Origin of the sequence: Vibrio qingdaonensis, from assembly GCF_026191675.1 — a bacterium.
GTDB classification, from domain to species: domain Bacteria; phylum Pseudomonadota; class Gammaproteobacteria; order Enterobacterales; family Vibrionaceae; genus Vibrio; species Vibrio qingdaonensis.
In genome coordinates, this window is record NZ_JAKRRY010000002.1 from 341,172 (window position 1) to 363,567 (window position 22,396).

The following is a 22,396-nucleotide window of genomic DNA, read 5'->3' on the forward strand; positions in this document are numbered from 1 at the left end:
CGGTTTGTGGTACAGGCAGTTCTGATGCACATCCAGATTCAATTATTTCAAGAACCCTAAATCTTGTACCGAGAAATTCGCTAAGTTTGGAAAGATATAGCCCATCGCATCATCCGTTCTTACTCCCATCCATTTCGCAATTGTCGCACCAATTTGCTCAACAGAAGTCGTCGGGATCATTCGTCCTTTATTGAAGTCATTTTCGCCATCAAGGATTAACGATGGCCACTGCCCGTATAACTGTCCGCTATTTAACGCGCCGCCCATCACTAGGTGATTGCTTGCCCAGCCATGGTCAGTTCCGGCGCCATTGCTCGCTAAGCGTCGCCCAAAATCAGACATGGTCATTGTGGTCACTTTGTCGCCCAGTCCTGATGCTTCCATAGATTGATTGAACGCGGCAAGCGACTGGCTCAAAGCGCTCAGCAATTGCGTATGAGTATCCAATTGATTGGCGTGTGTGTCAAAGCCACCTAAGCCGACAAAATAGATTTGCTTCTGATGCCCAAGTTGATCGCTCGACTTAATCAATCGCGCGACGGTATGGAGCTGATGACTTAACGATATATCAGGAAAATGCGCTTCTTCCGGAACCGATTCAATCGCCGTTGCGAGTTGGTCTCGTATTGAAATTGAATCATCCTTCACGCGATCAAACTCTCGTCCAAACGCTGTTAGCGGGGATAAACTCATCACCTGATCAAAGCTCTTACGGCGCAAACTATTACTAACGGCATTCACTTTAGGCAGTGATGATGCCTTAATAAGGTTAGCACTGTGATCGCTGCCATTTAGTAGCTGCGCATATCCGTTAAGACTAAACGTCGGGCTAATGGTGTCTGTATCGCTACTGAGCACATCCATCAAGCGTCCTGCCCAGCCTAACGGTGTGGTACTGCCAGACCAGCCACGCTGCCATTCTGTTTGTTGTGAGTTGTGAGAAAATAGAAACGGCGGCATCGCATGCGTTCCATCTTGCAAACCCGCTTTCGTTGAAGGCTCTATCAGCACACCGCTATTCGCAATGGCGATCATTTTGCCACTGTCGAAAAGGTTTTGAATGCCTGTCATTGATGGGTGTAAACCTAATGTCAGGTCTGACCCCGTATTCAACGACAGCGGCAATAATGAGGCCTGTGGGAGGGCTATATCTGGACGAGCAGCAGCGTACTCATCATAGTGGGCATTATCGTTGGGCACTAACATGTTAAAGCCATCATTCCCGCCAAACAAAAACACACAAACTAAGGCTTTATAATCATTGTTTGGTAGGGCATGTGCAGAGCCGGTACCCATCATCGAGACAAGTGGTGTCGAGGCCATCGCCGCTAAAAGTTGACGACGTGAAATCATTGGGCAAGCTCCTCTATATGAAACTCTTGGCTGGTCACTACAATATAAAGTGCGTTGCGAACCTTTAAACTCTGCTGCGTATCGCGAAGGTCGTCTAACCCTTCTAATACGATGGCTCGTAGCGGCTCACTCATTCGTTGAGAAAGCAGACGTCTTTCAATTTCATCGATCAATGCCAAGTGATCATTGGCTATCGCTTCTAAAGGCGCGGTATTAATGACGATACGCTTAGGGTTCTCTTCGCCCTCATAATTGGTTCGGCCAGTTGCGGACCAAAGCTGATTATTGGTGAGTATAAAGTTGTTCCAACTGAGTATCTCAAATTCTGGTGCAACGTCATTGGCGTCTGAAATCTCGCCAATTGGAGCGTAATCTGGAGAGAAAAAATTGAACACGCTCGGCGATCCAAGCGGCGACTGTCCATATGACCCAAACGTGCTAATAGAGTCATGGAAGCGCCCTGAAGGATCGGCGGATTTAGCCTCTAAGGCGCGGAAAAAATTGGTCATCGCTATTAATGGCTCTTTCATCTTAACAGGCGAACGATCACCGCCGCTCAGTGCCTCGCTATCAGTGAGAACCCCGCGGATCACCGCTTTAAGATCCCCTCTCACTCCCTGACCATTATCGGCAAATAGTGCACTAACCCTTGCAACATAAGCGGGCGAAGGATTCGACGTGACCAACCTTTGGATAAGATGCTTACTGATCAACGGAGCGGTGTTCGAGTGATTCAGCAACATATCCATGGCTTGTGCCATATCCTGTTCGGCGGTTTGCCCTTGTGCAAATACCTCGCCCATCACTACTTTTTCTTCATCGTCATGACGCTCAGGATACGCCACCATAGGTAAGAACCAATTTCCGTCTTTGGATCCCCAATTCGGTTGGTTTTTCTCGGCGATGTGCCAACCGGTAAACACGCGTGCAAGGTTTTCAATGTCGTCTTGCGAGTAGGTTGGGATCCGCTGCCCTAGGCTATCAAGTTTTTCGGTGCCATCTGGGTTGAGTTCATAAAGCCCAATACTAAACAACTGCATGACTTCACGTGCATAGTTTTCATCAGGGTAGCGATTACTCTCTGGCGCCGCCTTTTGGTTCGCCATCATTGACAAGTAATCACCCATCGCGGCATGACGCGTGACTGATTCGATCAAATCACGATAATTGCCAAAAGCATGAGTGATAAGCATGTCGTAGTAGTCAGTCATCTCTAGGGCTCGGCCATTTAAGCTAGCGCCATATCGTGAAATTACGAATATTTCACTTAATGCAAATGCGACTCGCTGTCTGAGTTGATCTGGGGCATTCAGGCTAAGATCCCACCACACGGCCGCACGATCCGATTGGTTGTAACTGTCGCCAGCGCCTTCTAGGGGGTATTCGTTAAGACGTGTTAAGTGCAAGCTTGGCGCCATAGAAAACTGCTGATTGAGCCAAGTGACATAGCCTAACGTTGCGAGTTCTTGATAGGAGTCCGGTTTAGGACCAAATGTTGACCGATAGAGAAAGTCATAACGCTGATTTTTTGTCAGGGGGATCGGCTCGGGGGGAACATTGCCCGAATCACTATCGCCTTCTCCGCCACATGCTGAAAGCAGTGAAAGGCCAAGGAAGCATGCAGTCAATTTGAAGGCACAGCGCTTTAAAACAGAAGACAACTCAGAAACCTTATTCTGTAGATGATGTCGCCGCACACTAACGAAGATCATGATTTGCAGCAATCTAACCCAGTATAAACTGTGCGACGGGTTCAAATTTGCCAAGGCGGTAGCAAAGTTACCCAAGCCATATCGTTATATAAACTATACGTATACCCGGCTAGCCCAACACTTAGTCATTCGTTTGAAGCAAGGAGTCTACTCACAGTGTGTACAGAATTTCTTGGTGATCACAAAGTCACACCGTGATTGTTTTGCTCGCTTTTGCCCCATTGTAAGGCAGACCTTTTACTCATTCGCATCTTGTTAATCTGCGTTTGCCTTAAAAGAAATTATCCGAATCTAAATGGAGAGAGTACACACCTCAAATTAAATTGAATTTAGTTATCTTGCATAGGTAAACCAACACAAACACGGTCAATATTTAGCTATCATTGGCCGATATTTACCTGTATTGGCCGAGTTAATGAGATATCAAAGTAAACCCGTAGATTCAATGCCACTAATGGCACCTGAAGATACATTTAAAGAGAAAACACAAACCAACATCGCTCATAACCCAACGCCAACGGGTGACCCTCAAGAAGTTACCTTAGAATACAATGTGGCGTTAGCTTGTTCACTCGATGAAGTAAAAGCATTCAGTATTGATTCGTTTGTTGTAGCTGAAACGAACAAAGAAAAGAACCCCCTTAATTCTTGGGTTAAATCAAGAGGTTCAGATAACATCAGCACCATATTGAGTACTCCAATATTGGTTAATGAGCCTAAGACTCTGCTCTATCAGTTTGTGGGCTCTAAGAAAACAGCGTTGAGCTATGACAATGTCCTTCCTGTCAAAAAAGGCAGTGCCGTTTATCGTGATGTCTTTATACCAGTTAAGCCTTCCGTTCAAGTTGGGGAGCGTCTAGGTTGGCCTACAGAGGGGTATTTCTACCACTTTATTGATGATGAACTTACCCATGAGTACAAAATCGCGGGTAATAACAAGTGGGGTTTCAATGTCACAGAGTCCACTAAAGATGGGCTCAGCGATGAAATCATCGTACCCAAACTACAATCTACGATTTTGCTGCCTTATAAAATCGATAATCAAGTGATTGCCAGGCAACACCTTTTGTATAAAAAAGAGAAACTCTCACCAGACCTACTTTTGGGTGATATTACGGCGAAGTGGCTCGATGAATACGCTTGTCTTCTTGATATGGATACGGTGTTTTCCACTCGAACAGCACCGATTTTAGAAAAAGAGAAAGAGCAGGATGGTAAAGTCATTTACATCATTAAGAGTGGGGATAGCCTGTCTAAAGTCGCGCACAGACAGGGAATAACACTCGAAGAATTACTGACTTTAAACCCTAGGTACAAGGTCTCTCCAGACAGAGTGAATGTCGGTGATGAAATTATCATTGAAGTTGACCAAATGACACAATTTGAACCTGAGTATCATACCTGTCAACTTGACTCTAAGATGAATCAACGTGAAACATGGAGTAGTATTGCTGCGTTATATAATCTCTCGCCTAAGTCCCTATTAGGGATGAACCCGCACTATGATGCCGACCCTTCTGCGTTATTACTTGGTGATAAGCTTAAAGTGACATTACCTAAAGAATCGAGTGGTCAATCTTCCGTTCGTTCTCCTTTGCCTGTTGAAGACGTGACAACGTCAAAAATAGTGTTTGCTCATTCCAATATTCAGTGTGAAGTCAGCAGTAAATCCCACTGTCATGTGCATCCTATTATTGGTGATTCGGGCGCTGATAAGAACACACCTGTGATTAAAGTTAAACAACTCATTTTGCGTTCAGAGCCGTTATCAATATCGGACAACTTGGAGTTATTGGCTTTTGGTGATGGAGAGGCCCTTAGTAATGGAAGTAAAGGCCTTGAAGTCAAAATCGTTCAAGAGGCATTGATTGAATTGGGTTTCGATTTAGGTCCTGCGGGGGCCGACGGAGATTTTGGACCAGCCACCGAGAATGCAATTAAGCGATTTCAAAAGACTTATGAACCTTCACATAACACGTATACGACTTATCAATTTGGTAATATTGATGGGAGGGTTGGTCAGAACGAAATTCTAGCTTTGGATGAGGCTGTCGTACTTCAATGGATGCTTAAAGAAGACAAGGTAACTAATTGGGCAGACAGTTCTTTTGGAGAAGTTTTAGGTTCGGTTGAGTCCAAAAATGACTACTCCGCATACAACAGAACAAAAGGAGGACTGAAAGCCTTTTTTGAAACTAAGCTAACGACGTTTACTGTTTCTGAGGTGATCGCCAAGCAAAAAGAAAGAAGTATGTTTGCGGTTGGCCGTTTCCAGATAATCCCCTCAACTCTAAATGAGGCAGTTGAGTACTTATCAATTAATAAAAAAGATGTATTTGACAAGAAAATTCAAGATCGTATTTTTAATGAGTTTCTAATAAAAAAGAAGAGGCCTCAGATTATCGCATACCTTGAAGGCTCGGGTAGTGTTGAAGATGCTACCTACGCATGGGCAAAAGAGTTTGCATCTGCAGGGGTTGAAAAAGGAAGAAAAATAAGCAGTGATAGAATCGCGAAAGGTGGAGAGTCCTACTACTCAGGGGATGGGTTAAATAAGGCTCATTTAACACCTAATACAATGAAAGAAACTTTAATTACAGCAAAGAAAGATAGTGCTTACCATGATTAGAAAATATGTTTTACCACTTATGATTTTACTTGTTAATTTAACTCCTTATGCCAAAGCCGTAACAATAGGAGATGATATTTGTGATTTTGTCAATAATGAAAATTATAGCGATGTATTCAAGACTAGCTTAAAAAACCAGTACCACTCAGGTCCCAACTTTAACAAGCATGATTATGTCTTTACCTATTCCTGCGGAGGTGGGGCTATTTGTGGGAATATTATGTCATCTCCAGGCAATGTTTTGACCGATTTTCCAAGTGAGTTTTTGGTGGACTCGCAAGAAGGGGAATTTAGTATGGATTATGATGTGAATTCAAATAAAATCTGTTTTACAGGCAAGAGTGCTTTTGACTCAGAGTTTTATAATCATGAGTGCTATAAACTCCTTTCAGGAAAGCTTATAAAAGTCGGTACAGCACAATAATACCTCCTTACCTACGATAAAGTTAAGTCTTCCAGCTAGCGCAAGTTTACTGCTCGCGCTAGTTCTCCAAAACTCACTTTGCAATACTTGAAGTTATTTATGAATTGCTAATATTAGATTTTTAGCAACGCATTTTTGTCCAAAAAAGAGTTTCAGTGTGCGGGGGAGTGGTGTTTGGAATGAGGTACTTGCGGTCAGAAGTACCGAAAGGGACAAATGTTTTGTTAGTCCAGTCCCTTTGAGTGACACGCGCTGTTGCCTAGAATAGATTTCAATCAAGCAACTCGGTAAAAGGATTGGGAGTCACACACATTTAGGTCAGCTTGGTTGATTAATCTTTGAGCGACCCCATGTCATATCTAAGCTCGTATCTATTATGCAAGGATAGCGATATATGGATTATGTATTCACGGTTGCGTTATTTGCGGTGTCAGCGTCGGTTACGCCTGGACCGAATAATATTATGGTGATGACGTCGGGGGTAAATTTTGGCGTTAAGAAGAGTTTACCGCTGCTTTTTGGCATTTGCGTTGGCTTTACCATGATGCTGCTACTGGTGGGTGTCGGATTTTCACAACTCTTTGAGCTATTCCCCAATCTCCATTTTATAATTAAGTGTGTTGGGGTGCTTTACTTGTTGTATCTCGCTTATCTGATTGCAAGCTCCTCTTCCTCCATTCATTCGGACCATCAAAATCAGCCTTTATCCTTTATGAAAGGCGCAATATTTCAATGGTTCAACGCTAAAGCATGGGTGGTTGCCACTGGGGCAATTGCTGCGTTTACCACCGCTGGTACGAGTTTCCTTGCTCAGAACATGATGATAGCCACAACGTTTTTTGTGGTTTCCTTTCCATGTGTCGGTCTATGGTTGGCGTTTGGGTCACTGCTGAAAAATATTCTCAATAGCCCAACGCGCCGCAAGTGGTTTAATTTCGCCATGTCGGGGTTACTGGTGCTATCGGTCTATCCCGTGCTGGTGGAGATTACGCAGGAGATCACCTAGCGACGTGGACACGTAAACCCTACTCTTAATGCTGTTATATAGCCCTATTTTTGGTTGGTTTTTGTCATAGTAATGCTTGGTTATACTTCGCGTCACATTAACAAGCCGATAACGGCACGACGCTCTGGATTTACGTTCCAGCTCGCAGAAGGAAAAACCATGTCTCAATATGTTGTATGTGCGCTATATAAGTTTGTCACTCTTAAAGACTACCAAGATATTCGCCAGCCGCTCACTGAAATCCTTACTACTAATGCTATTCGCGGAACGCTATTGCTTGCGAGCGAAGGCATTAATGGCACCGTTGCAGGCAAACGAGAATCAATCAACGCGTTGCTCCATTGGTTTCAACAAGATTCTCGATTAAAGGATGTCGTGTATAAAGAGTCGTTTAGTGACACGCAGCCGTTTAACCGCACGAAAGTGAAACTGAAGAAAGAAATCGTGACGATGGGCGTGGAAGGGATTGATCCGCTCAATGTCGTGGGTACCTATGTAAAACCGAAAGATTGGAATGAACTGATTTCTGATCCAGACGTGTTGCTGGTGGATACTCGCAATGACTATGAAGTGGATATTGGTACTTTCAAAAATGCCGTTAACCCAAATACGGAAACGTTTAGGGAGTTCCCTCAATACGTTGCTGATAACCTAGACCCCACAAAACACAAGAAAGTGGCGATGTTCTGCACCGGAGGGATCCGTTGCGAAAAATCCACCGCGTATATGAAAGAGCAAGGCTTTGAAGAAGTCTATCATCTCGAAGGCGGTATTCTTAAGTATTTAGAAGATGTGCCTGAACAAGACAGTATGTGGGAAGGCGACTGCTACGTGTTCGACGGACGTGTTGCCGTGAATCACCAACTAGAAAAAAGTGGTTATGATGTCTGTAACGCCTGTCGCTTACCGATTACCATCGAAGATCAAGCGTCGGAGCACTTTGAAAAAGGGGTGAGCTGCCCCAAGTGTGTCGATAAACACAGCGACGAGCAAAAAGCGCGTTTCCGTGAGCGAGAGAAGCAGGTTCAACTTTCCAATGCGCGGGGCGAAACTCACGTTGGTGGGGAAGCGGCACAACTCATCGAGCAGCGTAAAAAACAAAAGCGCGCGATGAAAGCTCAGCAACGCTCGGGAAAGTAAGCCAAATAAAGCCATTGATCGTTGTTAATGGCTAAATTGAGCTCCTATTAATGAGTCAATTGAGCGTGTGTCATACTCAACAAAAAGGGAGCGAGACGGTGGTCTTGCTCCCTTTTTATTATACGATGCCCGTCACTTTACTATCAATGAGGCATGCATTCAGTCGGTTAGCTCATGGCTAAGAAGGCTCTTGAGGGGATGAGTCTTCCGTGACTTCTGGTTTACTTTCGTCTGCCACTTCGTAATCTAACCAGAACAAAAACAACTCATACCAAATCGCCAGTACGATTGCCCCTAAGAACAAGCCGATAATGCCCGCAAATAACATTCCCCCAATGGCACCAATCAAAATCACCGGCATTGGCACGTCGACACCACGGCCCATCAACATAGGTTTTAGGAAGTTATCCGATAATCCACCCGCCAAGGCCCAGATAGTAAAGAGCGTCGTACTGGTGCCATCGCCAGTCGAATAGACATAAAAGATCACAGGGGCGACGATAAGAAGAGCAGGTAGCTGAGCAATACACAAAATAAGGATGGTAAGCGTGAGGAAACCTGCTGCTGGCACTTTAAAGACAAACATCGCAGCACCAATGATCACGGCCTGAATAAACGCCACACCCACAACCCCGAGTAATACACTGCGAATGGTCGCCGCCATTAGGTTGGCCCATTGCTCGGCTTTTTTCCCAACGGCTCTGACTGCAACGGTTTCTAGTGCCCCGGAGATTTTTTCAGCGTGTGCCATGAAGCCACCAGCAATCGCGAGGGAAATAATAAACATCACCAAGCTTGTCAGTGCCCCGCCTAATATTGAGGCAATCGCACCTAAAAACCCTTTAATCTCAGGTAAGAATTGTTGAATGCCTTTCTCTAAATTAGTCGAAAACAGATTCCATATACTGTAGAGCTTGTCGCCAATGACGGGGATTTCGGCGATTTTAGCCGTTGGCCCCGGTATTTTGATTTCACCACTTTGAAGCACTTCCGTGGTGTGGGTGACCCCTTCATACAAGGAGCCAGAGACGAGCGCGAAAGGAACCACGAGTATCCCAATCCCAATGAGAGCGACGGTCGTTGCGGCTAATCCACGTTTTCCGCCGTACGTTTTTTCGAGCCGTTTCGTTAACGGTAATAATGCGACAGCTATGATAGCACCCCATAAAACGGGTATGATAAATGGCTTGATAATACCGTAAGTAAAGTTGATTAATAGAATCAATAGCCCGATTCTGATCGCGGACTCGACCATATTGTTAATGAAGAGTTTGCTTTGACGTTGCTCGATTTGTTTATCCATTTTTATCTTCCCTGTGCTCGATGTTAGCACTCACTAAACTTGATACCACAATAGCCATATAAAATACGCCCGTGATTGCTTCTAAATAGACGACAACTTGCGCGAATGGGGTGACGGGACTGATGTCGCCATACCCCAACGTTGTTAATGTGACAAAACTAAAATACGCTGCGTTTGAAAAATTATCTCCCCACGTTAGCGATTCCATTCCAGTAAACGCGCTAGGCGAAAACTCAAGGATCAATAAATAAACGATAGCCCACATTAGCCCAAGTAACAGAAATAAAGCGATAGACCCTATCACTTTATTGGCATTCACATTGCCATGAAACAGAACTTGCTTCGCTGTTGACTGAAAAGTAGCGAAGAAAAAAGCGAAGGTCAGCGCCAGCATTACCACATCCATTTGCTGAATATTGAGCACGCTTTTCAAGATGAAAACAGCAACCCAAACTGCCGTAAGGGACGCGAGAAAGTGAAACCATTTTCGGTCAAACCGAAGGCTCGCAAGACAGACAATAAAGGTCCAAATAATGAAGCCTTGTAATATATGGTCGATGACGCCTTCACCAACCACCTCTGCCAAGGAGCCACTAATTAACAGCGCAATCAAAGACAGAGTAAGATAGAAAAAATTATTGCTGTCGTTAATCTTCTTTATCCGTCGCCCGAGTTTTCTTTGCATGGCTTATTCCTGTGATAATTTAGTTCGACGAGTGATTATTTCTACCATCGACTTGGTCAGTGTTGTTGGTGTCTTGCATCACCATGACGGATGCACTCAGCCCAAATCGCAATTCAATGCCGTCCGGCAGGTCGTTAAAGGTGATTCTGACCGGTATTCTTTGTGCTAAACGAATCCATTGAAATACAGGGTTTACGTTGGGGAGTAAGTTGTAACCCACCGTGCCATTGGTGGGAGCAATACCCCAACCAATAGAGTCTACAGTGGCGGTAATGGCGGTATCTGGGTGGGACATAAGTGTCACTTTTGCCTCGTCGCCCGGTTGAATGTTGCTGAGCTGATTTTCTCGGAAAAAGCCAAATACCCAGAAGCTGTTTTGGTCGATAAGCGCAACAAGGGGTTGATTGGCGACCGCTTGGGTTCCGTCTCGAATATCTAAGTTTGAAATGAGCCCGTCAACACTGGCGTATACTTTGGTGTAACTGAGGTTAAGCTTAGCAGAGCGGACATTTTCTTCAGATGACTTGATGTGCAGCAGAGCTTCCTCATACGCGATCTCACGACGAGTGAGATCTTTATGCGATACAGCACCTTTATCTTTCTTTCGGATGTCGAGTAGTCGGTCATATTCTATTTTTTTGCCTCTAGCACTCACGATGGCTTTCTGCAATGCGACCTCGGATTGTGACAGTGTCACTCTGTAGGGTTCGTCATCAATTTCAAATAACAGATCCCCTTTTGATACGGATTGGTTATCGCGTATCGCGACGTGAATAATCGGGCCAGATACGCGAGGGGCGACCTTGATAACATTGGCTCTGACTTGACCATCTCGTGTCCAAGGGTTATTGAAATACTCTTCAAACTTGGTATAGCCAATCCAAATGGCGCCAATGATGACCACCAGGTTCACGATTACAATCACTGTTTTTTTCATAATTAGACCTAGAACCTTATTTGACCTAAAACCTTAAGTAATAACTATCAATCGCCACGACATATATCACCAGCAATGCTAAAAATGTCAGGGATGGGAAAGCGACAAAACGAGACAGTTTTGTTTTGTTCAATACGATGACGGTTACCCACGTTGCCACGAGTGCCAACAGGATAACCACTAATAGTGGGGAGAAGTAAATGTCCCCCCATGCAAGCTCGTGAGGCATTAGGGTTGCTCCTTGGGTTTAGTCGCAGAAGGCTGAGGAGATATCTCTTTTGGAGCGGAGGCTGTCCCAGCATTATCCGCTGTATTGGTGTTGTTTACTGACTCTACGGATTGTGTGTTTGAAGGTAGCATCACCGATTCTTTTGATAACGTCCCCCCCCAATCAGAGCGTTGATTCATGGTTTCAATGAGATCGTTGGAGATGAAGGCTTTCCCCGAATTCACTTGCCAGCCGCCGCCTAAGGATTTGTAGAGGGCAACCACTTGATTGGCGACGTTACCTTTGATTTGCGCGTAGCTGTCTTCGCTGCGAGTCATTTTTTCTAGTGAGCTAAGTAAACGTTCAAAGGAAATTTGACCATTTTCATATTGCGTCATCGAAATATTAAAGGCACGGATCGATGCGTCGACAGATTGTAAACGTAACCCTTGTTGCTCTTGGTACAACTGATACGCATCAAGTGCATTGGTGACTTCTTGCACCGCTTGTAGCACTTTTTTATTGTAGTTGGTCAGGGTTTCTTGGAAGCGCGCATCTTCAAAGCGGACATTATTTTTAATTCGGCCGTACTGGAAAATATTCCAGCTAAAGGTTGGGCCGGCCACCAGCATCAGAGAGTCGCTAAAACTAAAGCTGCTTCCTGTTGGTGTTGTGCTATTAACGCCAATAGAGCCAAATAGCGAAAAGCTCGGGTAAAGTGCCGATTCCGCGACACCAATTTGAGCACTCTGAGCGTGTGCTTGTCGTTCAGCCACTTGTAAATCAGGTCGTCTTAACACCAAACTGGCATCAATGCTTAGATCAAGAGACGGTGCTTTGGGAACTATAGAGAGGGCATCACTTTCACGTGCCGAGACTTTTTTCCCGGTGGACTGAAATTGTTGTTCACCGCGAGTAATGGTGTCTTCTATCTGATTGTGCAGCATGGGTTCTATTTGTTCAGGTAAGGTGCCGAGCAACACAGCGAGCGCATTCTTAGCCTGTAGCATCGCAATTTTTAGACTAGGAAGTGCGGCCATTGTGGTGAAAAGTTGGTTTTGAGCCTGTTGAACGTCGAGTTCGGTGACATTCCCAGATTCAAATTGAACCCGAGTAATATTGACCACACGTTGCTGGATTTCAATGTTGCGCTGCGATAATAGAATGCGTTCTTGGAATGTTCGATAGTTGATATAATTACGGGCGACTTCCGATGTAATGGTCACCAGTATATCGTTATAGGAGGCGACGGAAGCGTAATAACCCGCTTGCGCCGATTCAATTCCTCGCGCGTATTTTCCCCAGACATCCATTTCCCAGCCAGCATCGAATGTGAGTGCGGCGTTGGTAAATGATTGGTCGTTTTGGTAGGCGAAAGCCAGATTTCCTGAGGCAGTTTGGACTTGAGGGTAGCGAAACCCGTCTGCAATACCGAGTACGGAGCGGGCTTGCAAAATGCGTAGACCCGCGGCTTCGACATCGAGGTTTTGCTGAGAGGCTCGAGTAACCAGAGTATTGAGTATAGGGTCGTTAAATTGTTGCCACCAAAGTGCCATTGCCTGACTGTCTGTACGGGCTTGCTCTTGCTCCCACTGGCTTGGCAAAACGACCGATTCATGTTGTTGCTGGAAATCGGGCCCGACTGTGGTACAGGCTGATAGTAATATTGTCGTTATAGCCACGCTACAGGAGCGAAGATTAGGTAAATTCATCGTCCCATCCTTAAAATCGATGCTGTTTGAGGTTGTCGAATGCCAATGCCTGACTGGCGTGGTCCACTTGTATTAGTGTTTCAAAAATATTGCGCTTTAAATTGAGAAATATATAGAAACGAGCAATATCATTTTGGCTGTAATCGTCTAAGTTTAAGCTTTGAAAAAACGACTCAATAGCTGATTCCGCTTTGTCGTATTCATCATTAAGTGACGAGAAGACTCGCGCCCTCTCTTGGCTATGTTCGTACGGTGTATCAGCATGATTCGCATGTAATTGAATGAGTCTAGGGATAACCGTGTCCTGACTTTCTGTCCTCAACTTAGCGATAAGTGGGTTATTTTTCAGTGCCGCTTGAGCTAATAATAGGTTGTTAGTGTGATCGACCAAGGTTTGGCAAGCTTTGGTGTAACCAATCAGCGACGATGTGGTGTTTTTTGAAAAGTAACTGACGTCGATTTTACTCGCCCACAGAGCTTGTTTCTTGGCAGAAATATTCATGGTTTTGGCGTGAAGAGGAATCGCCAGCCTGTCCAACCAAGAAGGGGAAGGGGATTGCAGGCGGGTAACAAGCTGCAGTTGATGGCGAAACAGCCGCTCTCGCACTGTGAGAAACAGGTGTTCGGCTTTAGATGAGAACGGAAAGTAGTGAGAGAACACGATCATCATTACGACCAAGTAAAACAGCATCATAATCGTCATGATGATGCCAAAGTGATACGTCATCGTGTTATTGATGCCCAAGGTAAATAGCCCCAGCATAAAAAATATTGTGATAGGGCCCTTGAATAAGTAAAAGCCAATAAAGGTATAGATAAACAGAAATAGCGCTAATTCAATACCCAGCTCTAATTGTGGGAGAACGAAAACGTAAGCGGGGACAGAGAAAATAAACCCAAAGGTGAAGAGCACGGCAAGCAGTTTAGGGTGTACCGGCATAAACGACAGTAGCGACATGAAAATGGTCGAAAAAATGACGAAGCTGTAACCACCTGGAGGATTGAAAAAAATCCAAATGACGCTTGATAGCCAGTAAGTAATAAAGACTTTGATGGCTGTCTTAAAGTTTTCACAATCCCACCACACAAAGGTACTCGGAGCGGGTTGAAGCCTTTCTTTAAAGGATACTCGTTTGGTGATGGAGTCAATACAGCTGATGGTTTCAGCTAGGCGAGACAGCTGGCGTTGAAGCTGGTTCATGGCGTAAACCAAAGTAAGTGTTGTCGCTTTATCGAGATGAGCCGCTGCATCGAGTTGTTTCTCATTTAATTGGATCTGAGTTTCCGTAGCGCGATAGGTTGCCCCAGTTTCTCCCCATACATCCTGGCAGCGCTGGAAAAGTGAGTCGATAGTTTCTACGAATGAATCGTAGTCCTTTAATAGCGCTTGTGTGTTGCCATGGTGAAAGTAGCCATGAGAGACCGTGATCAATAACTGCGTGATTTTTTTGGTGTAATGGAGGGTGAGTTGCCATTCTGTGAGGTAAGCGGCGACGTCACTGCTTTCTTTGCTGGCGCTGGAAAACCGTTGCTCCAGTATATTTTGGGCGTTGAAGAGCGCGGTCACTTGTACATCAATTTTTTTCTTAACAGCGGCTAAGTCTGCGGTATCGCCATCGAGTTCGTTGTCATTGATGCCTTTATTTTCTAACGTATGAACGGCAGTTTCGTTTGTGCGGTGCGCTTGATTATGCTCGCGAAGGAGCGTGATAACGGAGGTAAATAGTTGACGTTGTGCCTGCAGGACATCCTGAGTTAACGCTTGAAGGTTCTGTTCGACTTTATAGGGAAACAAATAGGTGCCAACGAGCGTATAAATCACCACGCCAAAAATGGTCATGTGAGCACGGTCGACGCCATAAAGAAATGCCCCGTTGGCATCGCCGCCATTAGACATCATGAGTGTCATAACACCCGTTAGCATGAATAATGTCGGATCTTTTTGGTAGGCGTTGCGAAGGTAAAAAATCAATGCGACCACGATAGAGACGCAGAACATATACAGCAAGCGATCTTGTGCAAACAGCCCAACTAACAGCAGCCCGATGACGGCTCCGACAATAGTACCTAAAACACGTAGGGTCCCTTTTTCTAACGATTCGCGCTGTCCACCCGTACACGCAATCAGCATGACCGTCGTTGCGGCTGTAGAGGCTTGCGGCCAACCCAGTGCGAAGGGGATGAGGTAAGCCAGCGTTAGGCTGACTGCGACTTTAAGCGCAAAAAGAGTTTTGTTGTTCATCATCCTTGATAACAGTATTGTCCTTAATAGCAGTATTGTCCTTAATAGCAGGATTAGCCCTTGAAAGCGGTATTGCCTTTGAGCGCAGGGTTATCCCTGATAGCAGTACAAGCCGGATTGGAAGGCTAGTACTGCTTGTAGATAGTGCCTCATTTAGTGTGGCTAGCCGTCTATCTTCTGTTTATTTCTAAAGCAAAAATTCTGCTGTTTCTAATAACAGAAAGTATAGACACTATTTCACTAGGTGTTTGAAAATTATTGTATTAATTATCATTTTTGGTGTTTTAGGCGCGATGCTAATGTGGATTGGTATAAAGGTGATGATAAGGGCTAAGGAAGGTAATAAGGACAAGGGAAGGTAGGAAATCAATGACGACGATTGAAAGATTTAAGCGGTGCATGAGCACCGCTTAATCAGGGATAAACTAAGCGTTGGCCTGTTTTAACGCTTTCGCTTCTTTTCTTTTGAGAATACGGCTGGTAATTGTGCCTGCCGTCATCGCGCCAGATACATTTAGCGCCGTACGAGCCATATCGATAAGTGGTTCGATAGAAATCAATAGCGCGGCAATGGTCACTGGTAAACCCATTGCAGGAAGCACAATCAATGCAGCGAACGTTGCACCACCACCGACACCAGCGATACCAAATGAACTAACGGTAATAATAGCAATCAGTGACAAAATGAAGTTGATGTCCATTGGGTCAATACCGACCGTTGGCGCAACCATTACAGCTAGCATCGCTGGATAAATACCCGCACAGCCATTTTGACCAATAGTGGCACCAAATGAAGCCGAAAGGTTAGCAATGGCTGGCGGTACGTTGAGTTTAGTTACTTGCGCTTCAACATTAAGTGGAATAGTGGCCGCAGAGCTACGAGATGAGAACGCAAACGTAAGCACTGGCCAGATTTTTTGGAAGTATTCCTTTGGGCTAACGCCAACCAGTGAAACCAATACACCGTGAACCACAAACATGAGTAGAATCGCAACATAAGAAGCAACGATAAACCCAAGTAAGCTCAAGATATCGCCGGCGTTGGATGTCGCCACAACCTTAGCCATTAGGGCTGCGATACCGTAGGGCGTCAGCGCCATAATCATTTTGACCAGTCGCATAACAACCGATTGAGTCGCTTCAACAAACGTGCGGATAGGAGACTCGAGTTCTTCTTTCTCTGCCATGACTTTGCGAGCGGCAATACCAGTAAGAACACCAAAGATGACGACCGCAATGATAGAAGTAGAGCGAGAACCGGTAAGGTCAGCAAATGGATTGGTTGGAATAAAGCTGACGAGCATTTGAGGAATGCTGAGATCGGTGACACGGTCGATTCTGTTTTCTAACACCGCGATACGTGCGGTTTCACGAGCACCTTCTGTTAACCCTTCAGCGCTTAAGCCAAACACTTGAGTGACCGCAATACCAACCACGGCAGAAATTGCGGTAGTAATCAGTAGGACAGAGATCGTTAAGCCGCTTATTTTGCCCAGTGAACCGCCTTTTTCAAGCTTCACTACGGCTGCAATCATGGAGACTAGCACTAATGGCATAATCACCATTTTTAGTAAGCCGACATAGCCGCGGCCGACGACATTCACCCATTCTAGCGTGGCAGGAATCGCGTCGTTGCCTTCACCAAATACCAGTTGAAGGGCTAAACCGAAGGCACTACCCAATACAAGACCAAATAATACTAAGCGTGAAAGTGTGTTCTCTTTTTGTTGTTGTCCATACAAGAAAAAAAGTATGCCCAAAAATACCGCGAGTGAGGCGATAACAGCGACTGACATAATAAGCGTCCTTTATCTATATTTTAGCTTTTATAAAACCCTTTTATATATAGGGTTTCAGGATTCGAACGCGCTAAGTTACCGATCTAGTGTAATCGTTAACAATAAATAAACGTCATTAGTTAGAGCGAATCGTTATATCAAAAAGAGATAATCACATTTAACGATTATATTTTGCGAGCATGTCACGCATGTTGGCAGAATCATAGACCGTACATTGGGACTCGTCTTGGTTTATCAAACTGTAAAGCATGGCCTTTGCCACAGACTCTGCCGAGATTGGAGCGAACTTTCTTAAAGGACCCACCATGAGTGGATTAATGACTTTGAATAAACTTTGTACAGCGCTTTCGTCAGGTCGGATGTCTTTTTTTCTTCCGGCGAGCGGACCAGGTCTAACAAAGACAACTCGTTGAAAGCCCATGCTATTGATTCGTTTTTCTACGCGACCTTTACATTTAAGGTAATGGGAGAGTGAACGTGGTGATGCGCCGAGGCTAGACACGACGGCAATGTGTGTAATACCCACCATTTTCATGGTTTGGGCGACATCACACACCAATTCATAATCAATTTTTTCTAAGGCGGCTTTGCTTCCTGCTTGTTTTACGGTAGTGCCTAGGCAAATAAACCCTAATGTTGGTGGTGGGTTAAGCCCATCAGAGTCGGTGATGCGAAGGGCACCATCTAAAAGTATTGTGATCTTATCGGAATGGGTTTCGATTGGTGAACGGCAAAGGGCGTAAACGGACTGTATATGAGAAGTCTGTTCAAGTAGGGTTAATAGGTTGCTACCGACCAAGCCTGATGCGCCCGCAATCATTACGTTGAAATGTTGAGCCATAAAAAAGTCCCTAGATAAAAACTATCAGGGACTATAGAGAACATTTCGTTATCATGCTGTGATTAAAGCTAAATTAGCTCGAAATAATCAGTTAATTCGGTTAAATCGACCTAAGCGGGCTACTCGACCACTTCTTCTTTAGTCAGGTTTTGGCGATGGAGCTTTTCTTTTAGGATATCCATCGCCCCTTTTTGTATTTGTCGCACTCGTTCTCGTGTGACACCAACGATTTCACCCACTTCTTCTAGTGTTTTAGGGGTGTCATCAATTAGACCAAAGCGATGATAAAGAATGACGCGTTGCTTCTCCGGTAAACTGTCGACTAAGCCAAGTAAAGCTTTATTGAGATCTTGGTTAACAATGTCGCGTTCTGGCAGCTCAAATACGTCGTCGTCATCAATAGTTTGGAAGTGGTCTTTGCTTTCGCCATCGTCATCCCAGCCATTGTCGAGAGAGAGGGATTGTTCCGATAACTTAAGCAGCTTGCTGACGTCTTCAGGAGAACGTCCGGTACGCGTAGCAATGTCTGATGATGTGGGTTCGTGTTTGCCTTCTTTTCGCAATTCTCGTTCTGCTTTGCTGCATTCTCGGATTTGCTTAGTCACGTGGACAGGCACGCGAATTGTACGCCCTTGATTCATAATCGCACGGTCGATGGATTGTTGAATCCACCACACCGCGTAAGTAGAAAAGCGAAACCCAAGTTCTGGGTCAAATTTGTCTACAGCTTGGATTAAGCCGATGTTGCCTTCATTGATGAGATCATAAAAATCCACGCCTCGGCCGGTATAGCGCTTCGCCGTTCTGATGACTAAGCGTAGATTGGCATTGATCAAATTTTGTCGGGAGAGGGCATCGCCTGCGCGAGCTTTTCGGGCGATATGGCGCTCATCTTCAGCGCTGAGTAAGTCGTGATGAGAGACTTCTTTGAAATAACTGGTACCGATGTTGAACCCATCGTCACTTCGTGTTGTTGTCTGGCTTTCCTTAGCGTCTTTTCCCATAGAGAATCCTTTCTTACTGCTTATTATTATATGAATACTGCTAATATTTGGTTTATGGTGCATTCACTGTACGCTGTACCCTTACGTTACAATAAAGATAAAACAAATTACAATTAAATATTCATCAAAACAAAAAATTCACATAGTGAATTAATTGGGGCGATGTCGATATATAGCTTATTGATTTTTATGTTATTATCACTTTTGCTCGTTCATGTTGGTTTGCAATCTCTGTTTGAAAGATAACGAGCAAACACTCGGTCTAACGAGCAAATTCAAACAAAAAAACATGACATGGATACGATTTCATGAAGACAAGGTTGTGACATGGTTAAACTGCATTAGACTTTAGTCAAAATGTGCTCGTTATTGATATTGGTGTTAGAGGTAGACAGATAAATGAACGAACAACTTCAACAAAAATTGGAAGAGCTCCTTGTATTGGCAAAGTCACAAGGTGTTTCAATCGTAGGATTGGTTGATGCGCCAAATGCGGATCGTTGTCATATCTTCAAATCGATTGAAGCAGAGAGTAAAGCGGGAATTAGAAACCTCGACCAAATTATGATGAGGCAAGTATGTTCTGGGGCAACGGATGGTTGCGGTTCTTGTCATATGGAATCTTCTAAAGTGTCACAAGAAAGTCTCGCGCTGCTTTTTAGTGAACTGCAGCAGCCAAGCTGACTTCTCACGTCGAATTTTAGTGCCTCAGCCACATTTTGTTGTCAATAAAGTCCTCGCTCACCGAGGACTTTTTGTTAATAGAAACTTATCTATTCGCCTTGGTTTACCTAGTTTGAACCAGTACACTGTCAGCCACAAAAATATTGTCGTTTCGCTTTAGCCTTCAGTGAGATAGCGAAACTGATCCCCCTCATATCGATAACAAGAATGGATCTATGTTAGATAAACAGTTTGACGCGCAAATACAACATCGAATTGATCAAAAAACCAAGCCACTCGGTGCACTCGGTGCGCTAGAAAACGTGGCATTTCAGCTTGCTCAGATCCAAAGCAATCGAACCGGTAAGTTAGCACCGTCCATCTCCATTGACGCTCCGTCTGTGATTGTGTTTGCTGGGGATCATGGCATTGCTAACCAAGGGGTGAGTATCGCGCCCAGTTCCGTCACACAGCAAATGGTACTTAACTTTTTGGCCGGTGGCGCCGCGATTAACTGTTTTTGTCGAACGAATCATCTCGCATTTTCAGTGGTGGACTGCGGAATGGAGGCCGCAGTTGAAAGTGATTCTCAAGACTTGATTGTGAGTCGTGTTGCCGCCAGTACCCATGACTTTTCTGTTCAAGCGGCCATGTCGATGGAACACGTGGCGCAAGGGTTATCGAGTGGTAGTGAAATTGTCACTCGCAAAGTGGAGGCAGGATGTGAACTGTTGATCTTTGGCGAAATGGGTATTGGTAATACGAGTTCGGCTTCGGCCTTATTGTCGAGCATTGCCCATGTGCCAGTGGAGCAGAGCGTTGGTTTTGGTACCGGTATTACTTTACAACAACTGTCGAGAAAGCGTGACTTGGTGCAGCTTGGTATCGAGCGATGCGCCGACAAGTCCGTCATGGAAGTATTAAGTGAAGTTGGCGGCCATGAGATTGTTCATATGGTGGGGGCCTTCATTAGTGCGGCCGAGCACAAGATTCCAGTTTTGGTTGATGGCTTTATTGTCTCTGTGGCTGCATTGGTGGCCACTAAAATGGTGCCAGAAACTCGTGATTATATGATCTTCTCTCATCGTTCCGATGAAGGGGCTCATAAACTGGTGTTAGAGCGCATGCAAGCGCGTCCGTTATTGGATTTATCACTGCGATTAGGTGAGGGAACGGGCGCGGCGTTGGCTTACCCACTACTGGCGTGCGCGGTTGAGTTCTATAATCACATGGCCAGCTTTGAAAGTGCCGGAGTGACGGTGTGAGTGATAAAAGGGGCGTAGAGAACCTCGAGGGAGATGACGCAAAAGCTCCTCGTTCCTCGTGGCTAAGGGTTCAGTGGCAACTATTTTGCTTGGCTCTGAGTTTTTTCTCTCGTCTTCCTATTCCCGCTTCAACGCCTTATTCCACGGAGCGGATGAATCGCTCTGGGCGCTATTTTGCGCTGGTTGGTCTGTTGTTAGGGGGGATTTGTGCGGCAGTGTACCAACTGTTTAATATGGGGTTGCCTTCGTCGGTTTCAATTGTGATGACCATGGTGGTAAGTTTGCTTCTAACGGGGGCGTTCCATGAAGACGGGCTCGCGGATATGGCGGATGGCATTGGTGGCGGGATGACACTCGATAAACGCTTAACCATAATGAAGGACAGTCGCCTAGGAACCTATGGGGCGGCAACTTTGATGATGGGGCTGCTTGTTAAATACGTGACGTTAGTGGAATTAACGGCAATTACCTCAATGGTCGCTGTGTGGATCGTTGGCTATACCACTAGCCGTGCCGTGGCGGCGTCATTTATTTCAACCATGCCTTATGTGTCTGATCCGGAAGGGAGTAAAAGTAAGCCCCTTGCCAATACACAACGTCCCGGCGAGTTACTTTTCTTAGCGTGCTGCGGTGTGTTACCTGCGTTATTCATTGGCATTGATTTCACTGTAATGGTCATTGTGCTCGCGCTCTTATTTCATGTCCTATTTCGTCATTGGCTACTACGTAGAATTGGTGGTTATACCGGTGATTGTTTAGGTGCAGCGCAGCAAATGATGGAGCTGCTGATTTATCTCGCGTTGCTGATGTATTTAGGACAATAGGCGGTAATTATTATGCCAATAGAGCTCATTTTAGGCGGCGCGCGCTCAGGAAAATCTGGCTTTGCGGAAAACCGAGTAAGAGAACTTGCGTCATCGTCTGTCGCATCTCAATCTATCGTTTCAGGTGCGCTTGTTTCAGAAGCGGTTGTTTCAGAAGCACTGGTTTCAACATCACACACCATGCATTACGTTGCGACCTCGGAAGCTCTCGATGATGAAATGATCAGCCGAATCGAGCATCATAAGAGGCAGCGAGGGGAAGGCTGGACCGAATGGGAATGCCCGTGTGATCTTGCCTCGCTACTTAAGCGATTTGATGAGGGTGATGTGGTACTGATTGATTGCCTGACGCTTTGGTTAAATAATGTGATTTATTATCAAGGGCAATCATGCAGCAATCATTCTTTAGAGCAAGAAATTGAAGCGTTAGCGATGGCTCTGCAGCAGAGCTCTGCTCACATTATTTTGGTTTCAAACGAAGTGGGGATGGGAGTGGTGCCGATGGGAGAGGTGTCTCGTTTGTTTGTCGATAATGCAGGCAGGATGAATCAAGCGTTGGCACGCATTGCGCAGCAAGTAGTGTTGGTGGCCGCTGGTTTACCCTTGATACTAAAATCGATAGAGTGACTGAGTACGGTAGGCATAATAC

Annotated in this window: 19 protein-coding genes; 8 read left to right on the forward strand and 11 right to left on the reverse strand. The window is 45.1% G+C overall.

The window, feature by feature from the left end; genetic code table 11:
* Positions 1-42: 42 nt before the first annotated feature.
* Together MD535_RS03530 and MD535_RS03535 are read right to left on the reverse strand one after the other, a co-directional pair.
* The gene (locus tag MD535_RS03530; RefSeq protein ID WP_265673542.1) at positions 43-1,353 is read right to left on the reverse strand and encodes a DUF1501 domain-containing protein; all 1,311 of its coding nucleotides are present in this window, start codon (positions 1,351-1,353) and stop codon (positions 43-45) included.
* Positions 1,350-3,014 carry a DUF1800 domain-containing protein gene (locus MD535_RS03535; RefSeq protein ID WP_265673543.1) on the reverse strand — a complete coding sequence of 555 codons (1,665 nt, stop codon included), beginning with the start codon at positions 3,012-3,014 and terminating at the stop codon, positions 1,350-1,352. The genes MD535_RS03530 and MD535_RS03535 overlap by 4 nt, the downstream gene beginning before the upstream one ends.
* Positions 3,015-3,480: 466 nt before the next feature.
* On the opposite strand from MD535_RS03535, the gene MD535_RS03540 reads away from it, so the two are divergent.
* The 4 genes from MD535_RS03540 (at position 3,481) to trhO (ending at position 8,264) form a co-directional block, all read left to right on the forward strand.
* Positions 3,481-5,694 carry a LysM peptidoglycan-binding domain-containing protein gene (locus MD535_RS03540; RefSeq protein ID WP_265673544.1) on the forward strand — a complete coding sequence of 738 codons (2,214 nt, stop codon included), beginning with the start codon at positions 3,481-3,483 and terminating at the stop codon, positions 5,692-5,694.
* Positions 5,687-6,118, forward strand: coding sequence for a hypothetical protein (locus tag MD535_RS03545; protein WP_265673545.1), 432 nt, complete (start codon positions 5,687-5,689; stop codon positions 6,116-6,118). Before MD535_RS03540 ends, MD535_RS03545 begins: the two co-directional genes overlap by 8 nt.
* A 394-nt stretch (positions 6,119-6,512) precedes the next feature.
* Positions 6,513-7,124 (forward strand): LysE family translocator, encoded by a 612-nt coding sequence (locus MD535_RS03550; protein ID WP_265673546.1) that lies wholly within the window; start codon positions 6,513-6,515, stop codon positions 7,122-7,124.
* A gap of 159 nt (positions 7,125-7,283) precedes the next feature.
* Positions 7,284-8,264 (forward strand): oxygen-dependent tRNA uridine(34) hydroxylase TrhO, encoded by a 981-nt coding sequence (gene trhO, locus MD535_RS03555; RefSeq protein WP_265673547.1) that lies wholly within the window; start codon positions 7,284-7,286, stop codon positions 8,262-8,264.
* A gap of 178 nt (positions 8,265-8,442) precedes the next feature.
* Here the strand turns inward: trhO and MD535_RS03560 are convergent, their stop codons facing one another.
* The 9 genes from MD535_RS03560 to MD535_RS03600 all read right to left on the reverse strand — a co-directional run bounded on the left by MD535_RS03560 (position 8,443) and on the right by MD535_RS03600 (position 18,995).
* Positions 8,443-9,567, reverse strand: a complete 1,125-nt coding sequence (locus MD535_RS03560; RefSeq protein WP_265673548.1) for an AI-2E family transporter — start codon at positions 9,565-9,567, stop codon at positions 8,443-8,445.
* Positions 9,560-10,252: a potassium channel family protein gene (locus tag MD535_RS03565; RefSeq protein ID WP_265673549.1), complete on the reverse strand. Its 693-nt coding sequence runs from the start codon at positions 10,250-10,252 to the stop codon at positions 9,560-9,562. The genes MD535_RS03560 and MD535_RS03565 overlap by 8 nt, the downstream gene beginning before the upstream one ends.
* 19 nt (positions 10,253-10,271) lie before the next feature.
* Positions 10,272-11,189: an HlyD family secretion protein gene (locus MD535_RS03570; RefSeq protein ID WP_265673550.1), complete on the reverse strand. Its 918-nt coding sequence runs from the start codon at positions 11,187-11,189 to the stop codon at positions 10,272-10,274.
* Between the two features lie 25 nt (positions 11,190-11,214).
* A complete protein-coding gene (locus MD535_RS03575) occupies positions 11,215-11,418 on the reverse strand; it encodes a DUF1656 domain-containing protein (RefSeq protein WP_265673551.1) in 204 nt (67 codons plus the stop codon).
* Positions 11,418-13,109 carry a TolC family protein gene (locus MD535_RS03580; RefSeq protein WP_265673552.1) on the reverse strand — a complete coding sequence of 564 codons (1,692 nt, stop codon included), beginning with the start codon at positions 13,107-13,109 and terminating at the stop codon, positions 11,418-11,420. The genes MD535_RS03575 and MD535_RS03580 overlap by 1 nt, the downstream gene beginning before the upstream one ends.
* 10 nt (positions 13,110-13,119) lie before the next feature.
* On the reverse strand, positions 13,120-15,351 hold the full coding sequence (locus tag MD535_RS03585; protein ID WP_265673586.1) for an FUSC family protein: 2,232 nt from the start codon (positions 15,349-15,351) through the stop codon (positions 13,120-13,122).
* A 425-nt stretch (positions 15,352-15,776) separates the two neighbouring features.
* Positions 15,777-17,147, reverse strand: a complete 1,371-nt coding sequence (locus MD535_RS03590) for an L-cystine transporter (RefSeq protein WP_265673553.1) — start codon at positions 17,145-17,147, stop codon at positions 15,777-15,779.
* Positions 17,148-17,307: 160 nt separating this feature from the next.
* Entirely contained in the window at positions 17,308-17,991 is a 684-nt protein-coding gene (locus MD535_RS03595) for a Rossmann-fold NAD(P)-binding domain-containing protein (RefSeq protein WP_265673554.1), read from the reverse strand.
* Between the two features lie 119 nt (positions 17,992-18,110).
* Entirely contained in the window at positions 18,111-18,995 is an 885-nt protein-coding gene (locus tag MD535_RS03600; protein ID WP_265673555.1) for a sigma-70 family RNA polymerase sigma factor, read from the reverse strand.
* A gap of 399 nt (positions 18,996-19,394) precedes the next feature.
* On the opposite strand from MD535_RS03600, the gene MD535_RS03605 reads away from it, so the two are divergent.
* The 4 genes from MD535_RS03605 to cobU all read left to right on the forward strand — a co-directional run bounded on the left by MD535_RS03605 (position 19,395) and on the right by cobU (position 22,374).
* On the forward strand, positions 19,395-19,679 hold the full coding sequence (locus MD535_RS03605) for a hypothetical protein (RefSeq protein ID WP_265673556.1): 285 nt from the start codon (positions 19,395-19,397) through the stop codon (positions 19,677-19,679).
* Positions 19,680-19,894: 215 nt separating this feature from the next.
* A complete protein-coding gene (cobT, locus tag MD535_RS03610; protein ID WP_265673557.1) occupies positions 19,895-20,923 on the forward strand; it encodes a nicotinate-nucleotide--dimethylbenzimidazole phosphoribosyltransferase in 1,029 nt (342 codons plus the stop codon).
* Positions 20,920-21,747 (forward strand): adenosylcobinamide-GDP ribazoletransferase, encoded by an 828-nt coding sequence (locus tag MD535_RS03615; protein WP_265673558.1) that lies wholly within the window; start codon positions 20,920-20,922, stop codon positions 21,745-21,747. The genes cobT and MD535_RS03615 overlap by 4 nt, the downstream gene beginning before the upstream one ends.
* 12 nt (positions 21,748-21,759) lie before the next feature.
* Positions 21,760-22,374: a bifunctional adenosylcobinamide kinase/adenosylcobinamide-phosphate guanylyltransferase gene (cobU, locus tag MD535_RS03620; protein WP_265673559.1), complete on the forward strand. Its 615-nt coding sequence runs from the start codon at positions 21,760-21,762 to the stop codon at positions 22,372-22,374.
* Positions 22,375-22,396 lie beyond the last annotated feature (22 nt).

Excerpts from the sequence above, each read along its gene's own strand:
- MD535_RS03530 (WP_265673542.1), bottom strand. The coding sequence starts at position 1,353 with ATGATTTCACGTCGTCAACTTTTAGCGGCGATGGCCTCGACACCACTT.
- MD535_RS03540 (WP_265673544.1), top strand. The coding sequence starts at position 3,481 with ATGAGATATCAAAGTAAACCCGTAGATTCAATGCCACTAATGGCACCT.
- MD535_RS03545 (WP_265673545.1), top strand. The coding sequence starts at position 5,687 with ATGATTAGAAAATATGTTTTACCACTTATGATTTTACTTGTTAATTTA.
- MD535_RS03550 (WP_265673546.1), top strand. The coding sequence starts at position 6,513 with ATGGATTATGTATTCACGGTTGCGTTATTTGCGGTGTCAGCGTCGGTT.
- trhO (WP_265673547.1), top strand. The coding sequence starts at position 7,284 with ATGTCTCAATATGTTGTATGTGCGCTATATAAGTTTGTCACTCTTAAA.
- MD535_RS03560 (WP_265673548.1), bottom strand. The coding sequence starts at position 9,567 with ATGGATAAACAAATCGAGCAACGTCAAAGCAAACTCTTCATTAACAAT.
- MD535_RS03565 (WP_265673549.1), bottom strand. The coding sequence starts at position 10,252 with ATGCAAAGAAAACTCGGGCGACGGATAAAGAAGATTAACGACAGCAAT.
- MD535_RS03570 (WP_265673550.1), bottom strand. The coding sequence starts at position 11,189 with ATGAAAAAAACAGTGATTGTAATCGTGAACCTGGTGGTCATCATTGGC.
- MD535_RS03575 (WP_265673551.1), bottom strand. The coding sequence starts at position 11,418 with ATGCCTCACGAGCTTGCATGGGGGGACATTTACTTCTCCCCACTATTA.
- MD535_RS03580 (WP_265673552.1), bottom strand. The coding sequence starts at position 13,109 with ATGAATTTACCTAATCTTCGCTCCTGTAGCGTGGCTATAACGACAATA.
- MD535_RS03585 (WP_265673586.1), bottom strand. The coding sequence starts at position 15,351 with ATGAACAACAAAACTCTTTTTGCGCTTAAAGTCGCAGTCAGCCTAACG.
- MD535_RS03590 (WP_265673553.1), bottom strand. The coding sequence starts at position 17,147 with ATGTCAGTCGCTGTTATCGCCTCACTCGCGGTATTTTTGGGCATACTT.
- MD535_RS03595 (WP_265673554.1), bottom strand. The coding sequence starts at position 17,991 with ATGGCTCAACATTTCAACGTAATGATTGCGGGCGCATCAGGCTTGGTC.
- MD535_RS03600 (WP_265673555.1), bottom strand. The coding sequence starts at position 18,995 with ATGGGAAAAGACGCTAAGGAAAGCCAGACAACAACACGAAGTGACGAT.
- MD535_RS03605 (WP_265673556.1), top strand. The coding sequence starts at position 19,395 with ATGAACGAACAACTTCAACAAAAATTGGAAGAGCTCCTTGTATTGGCA.
- cobT (WP_265673557.1), top strand. The coding sequence starts at position 19,895 with ATGTTAGATAAACAGTTTGACGCGCAAATACAACATCGAATTGATCAA.
- cobU (WP_265673559.1), top strand. The coding sequence starts at position 21,760 with ATGCCAATAGAGCTCATTTTAGGCGGCGCGCGCTCAGGAAAATCTGGC.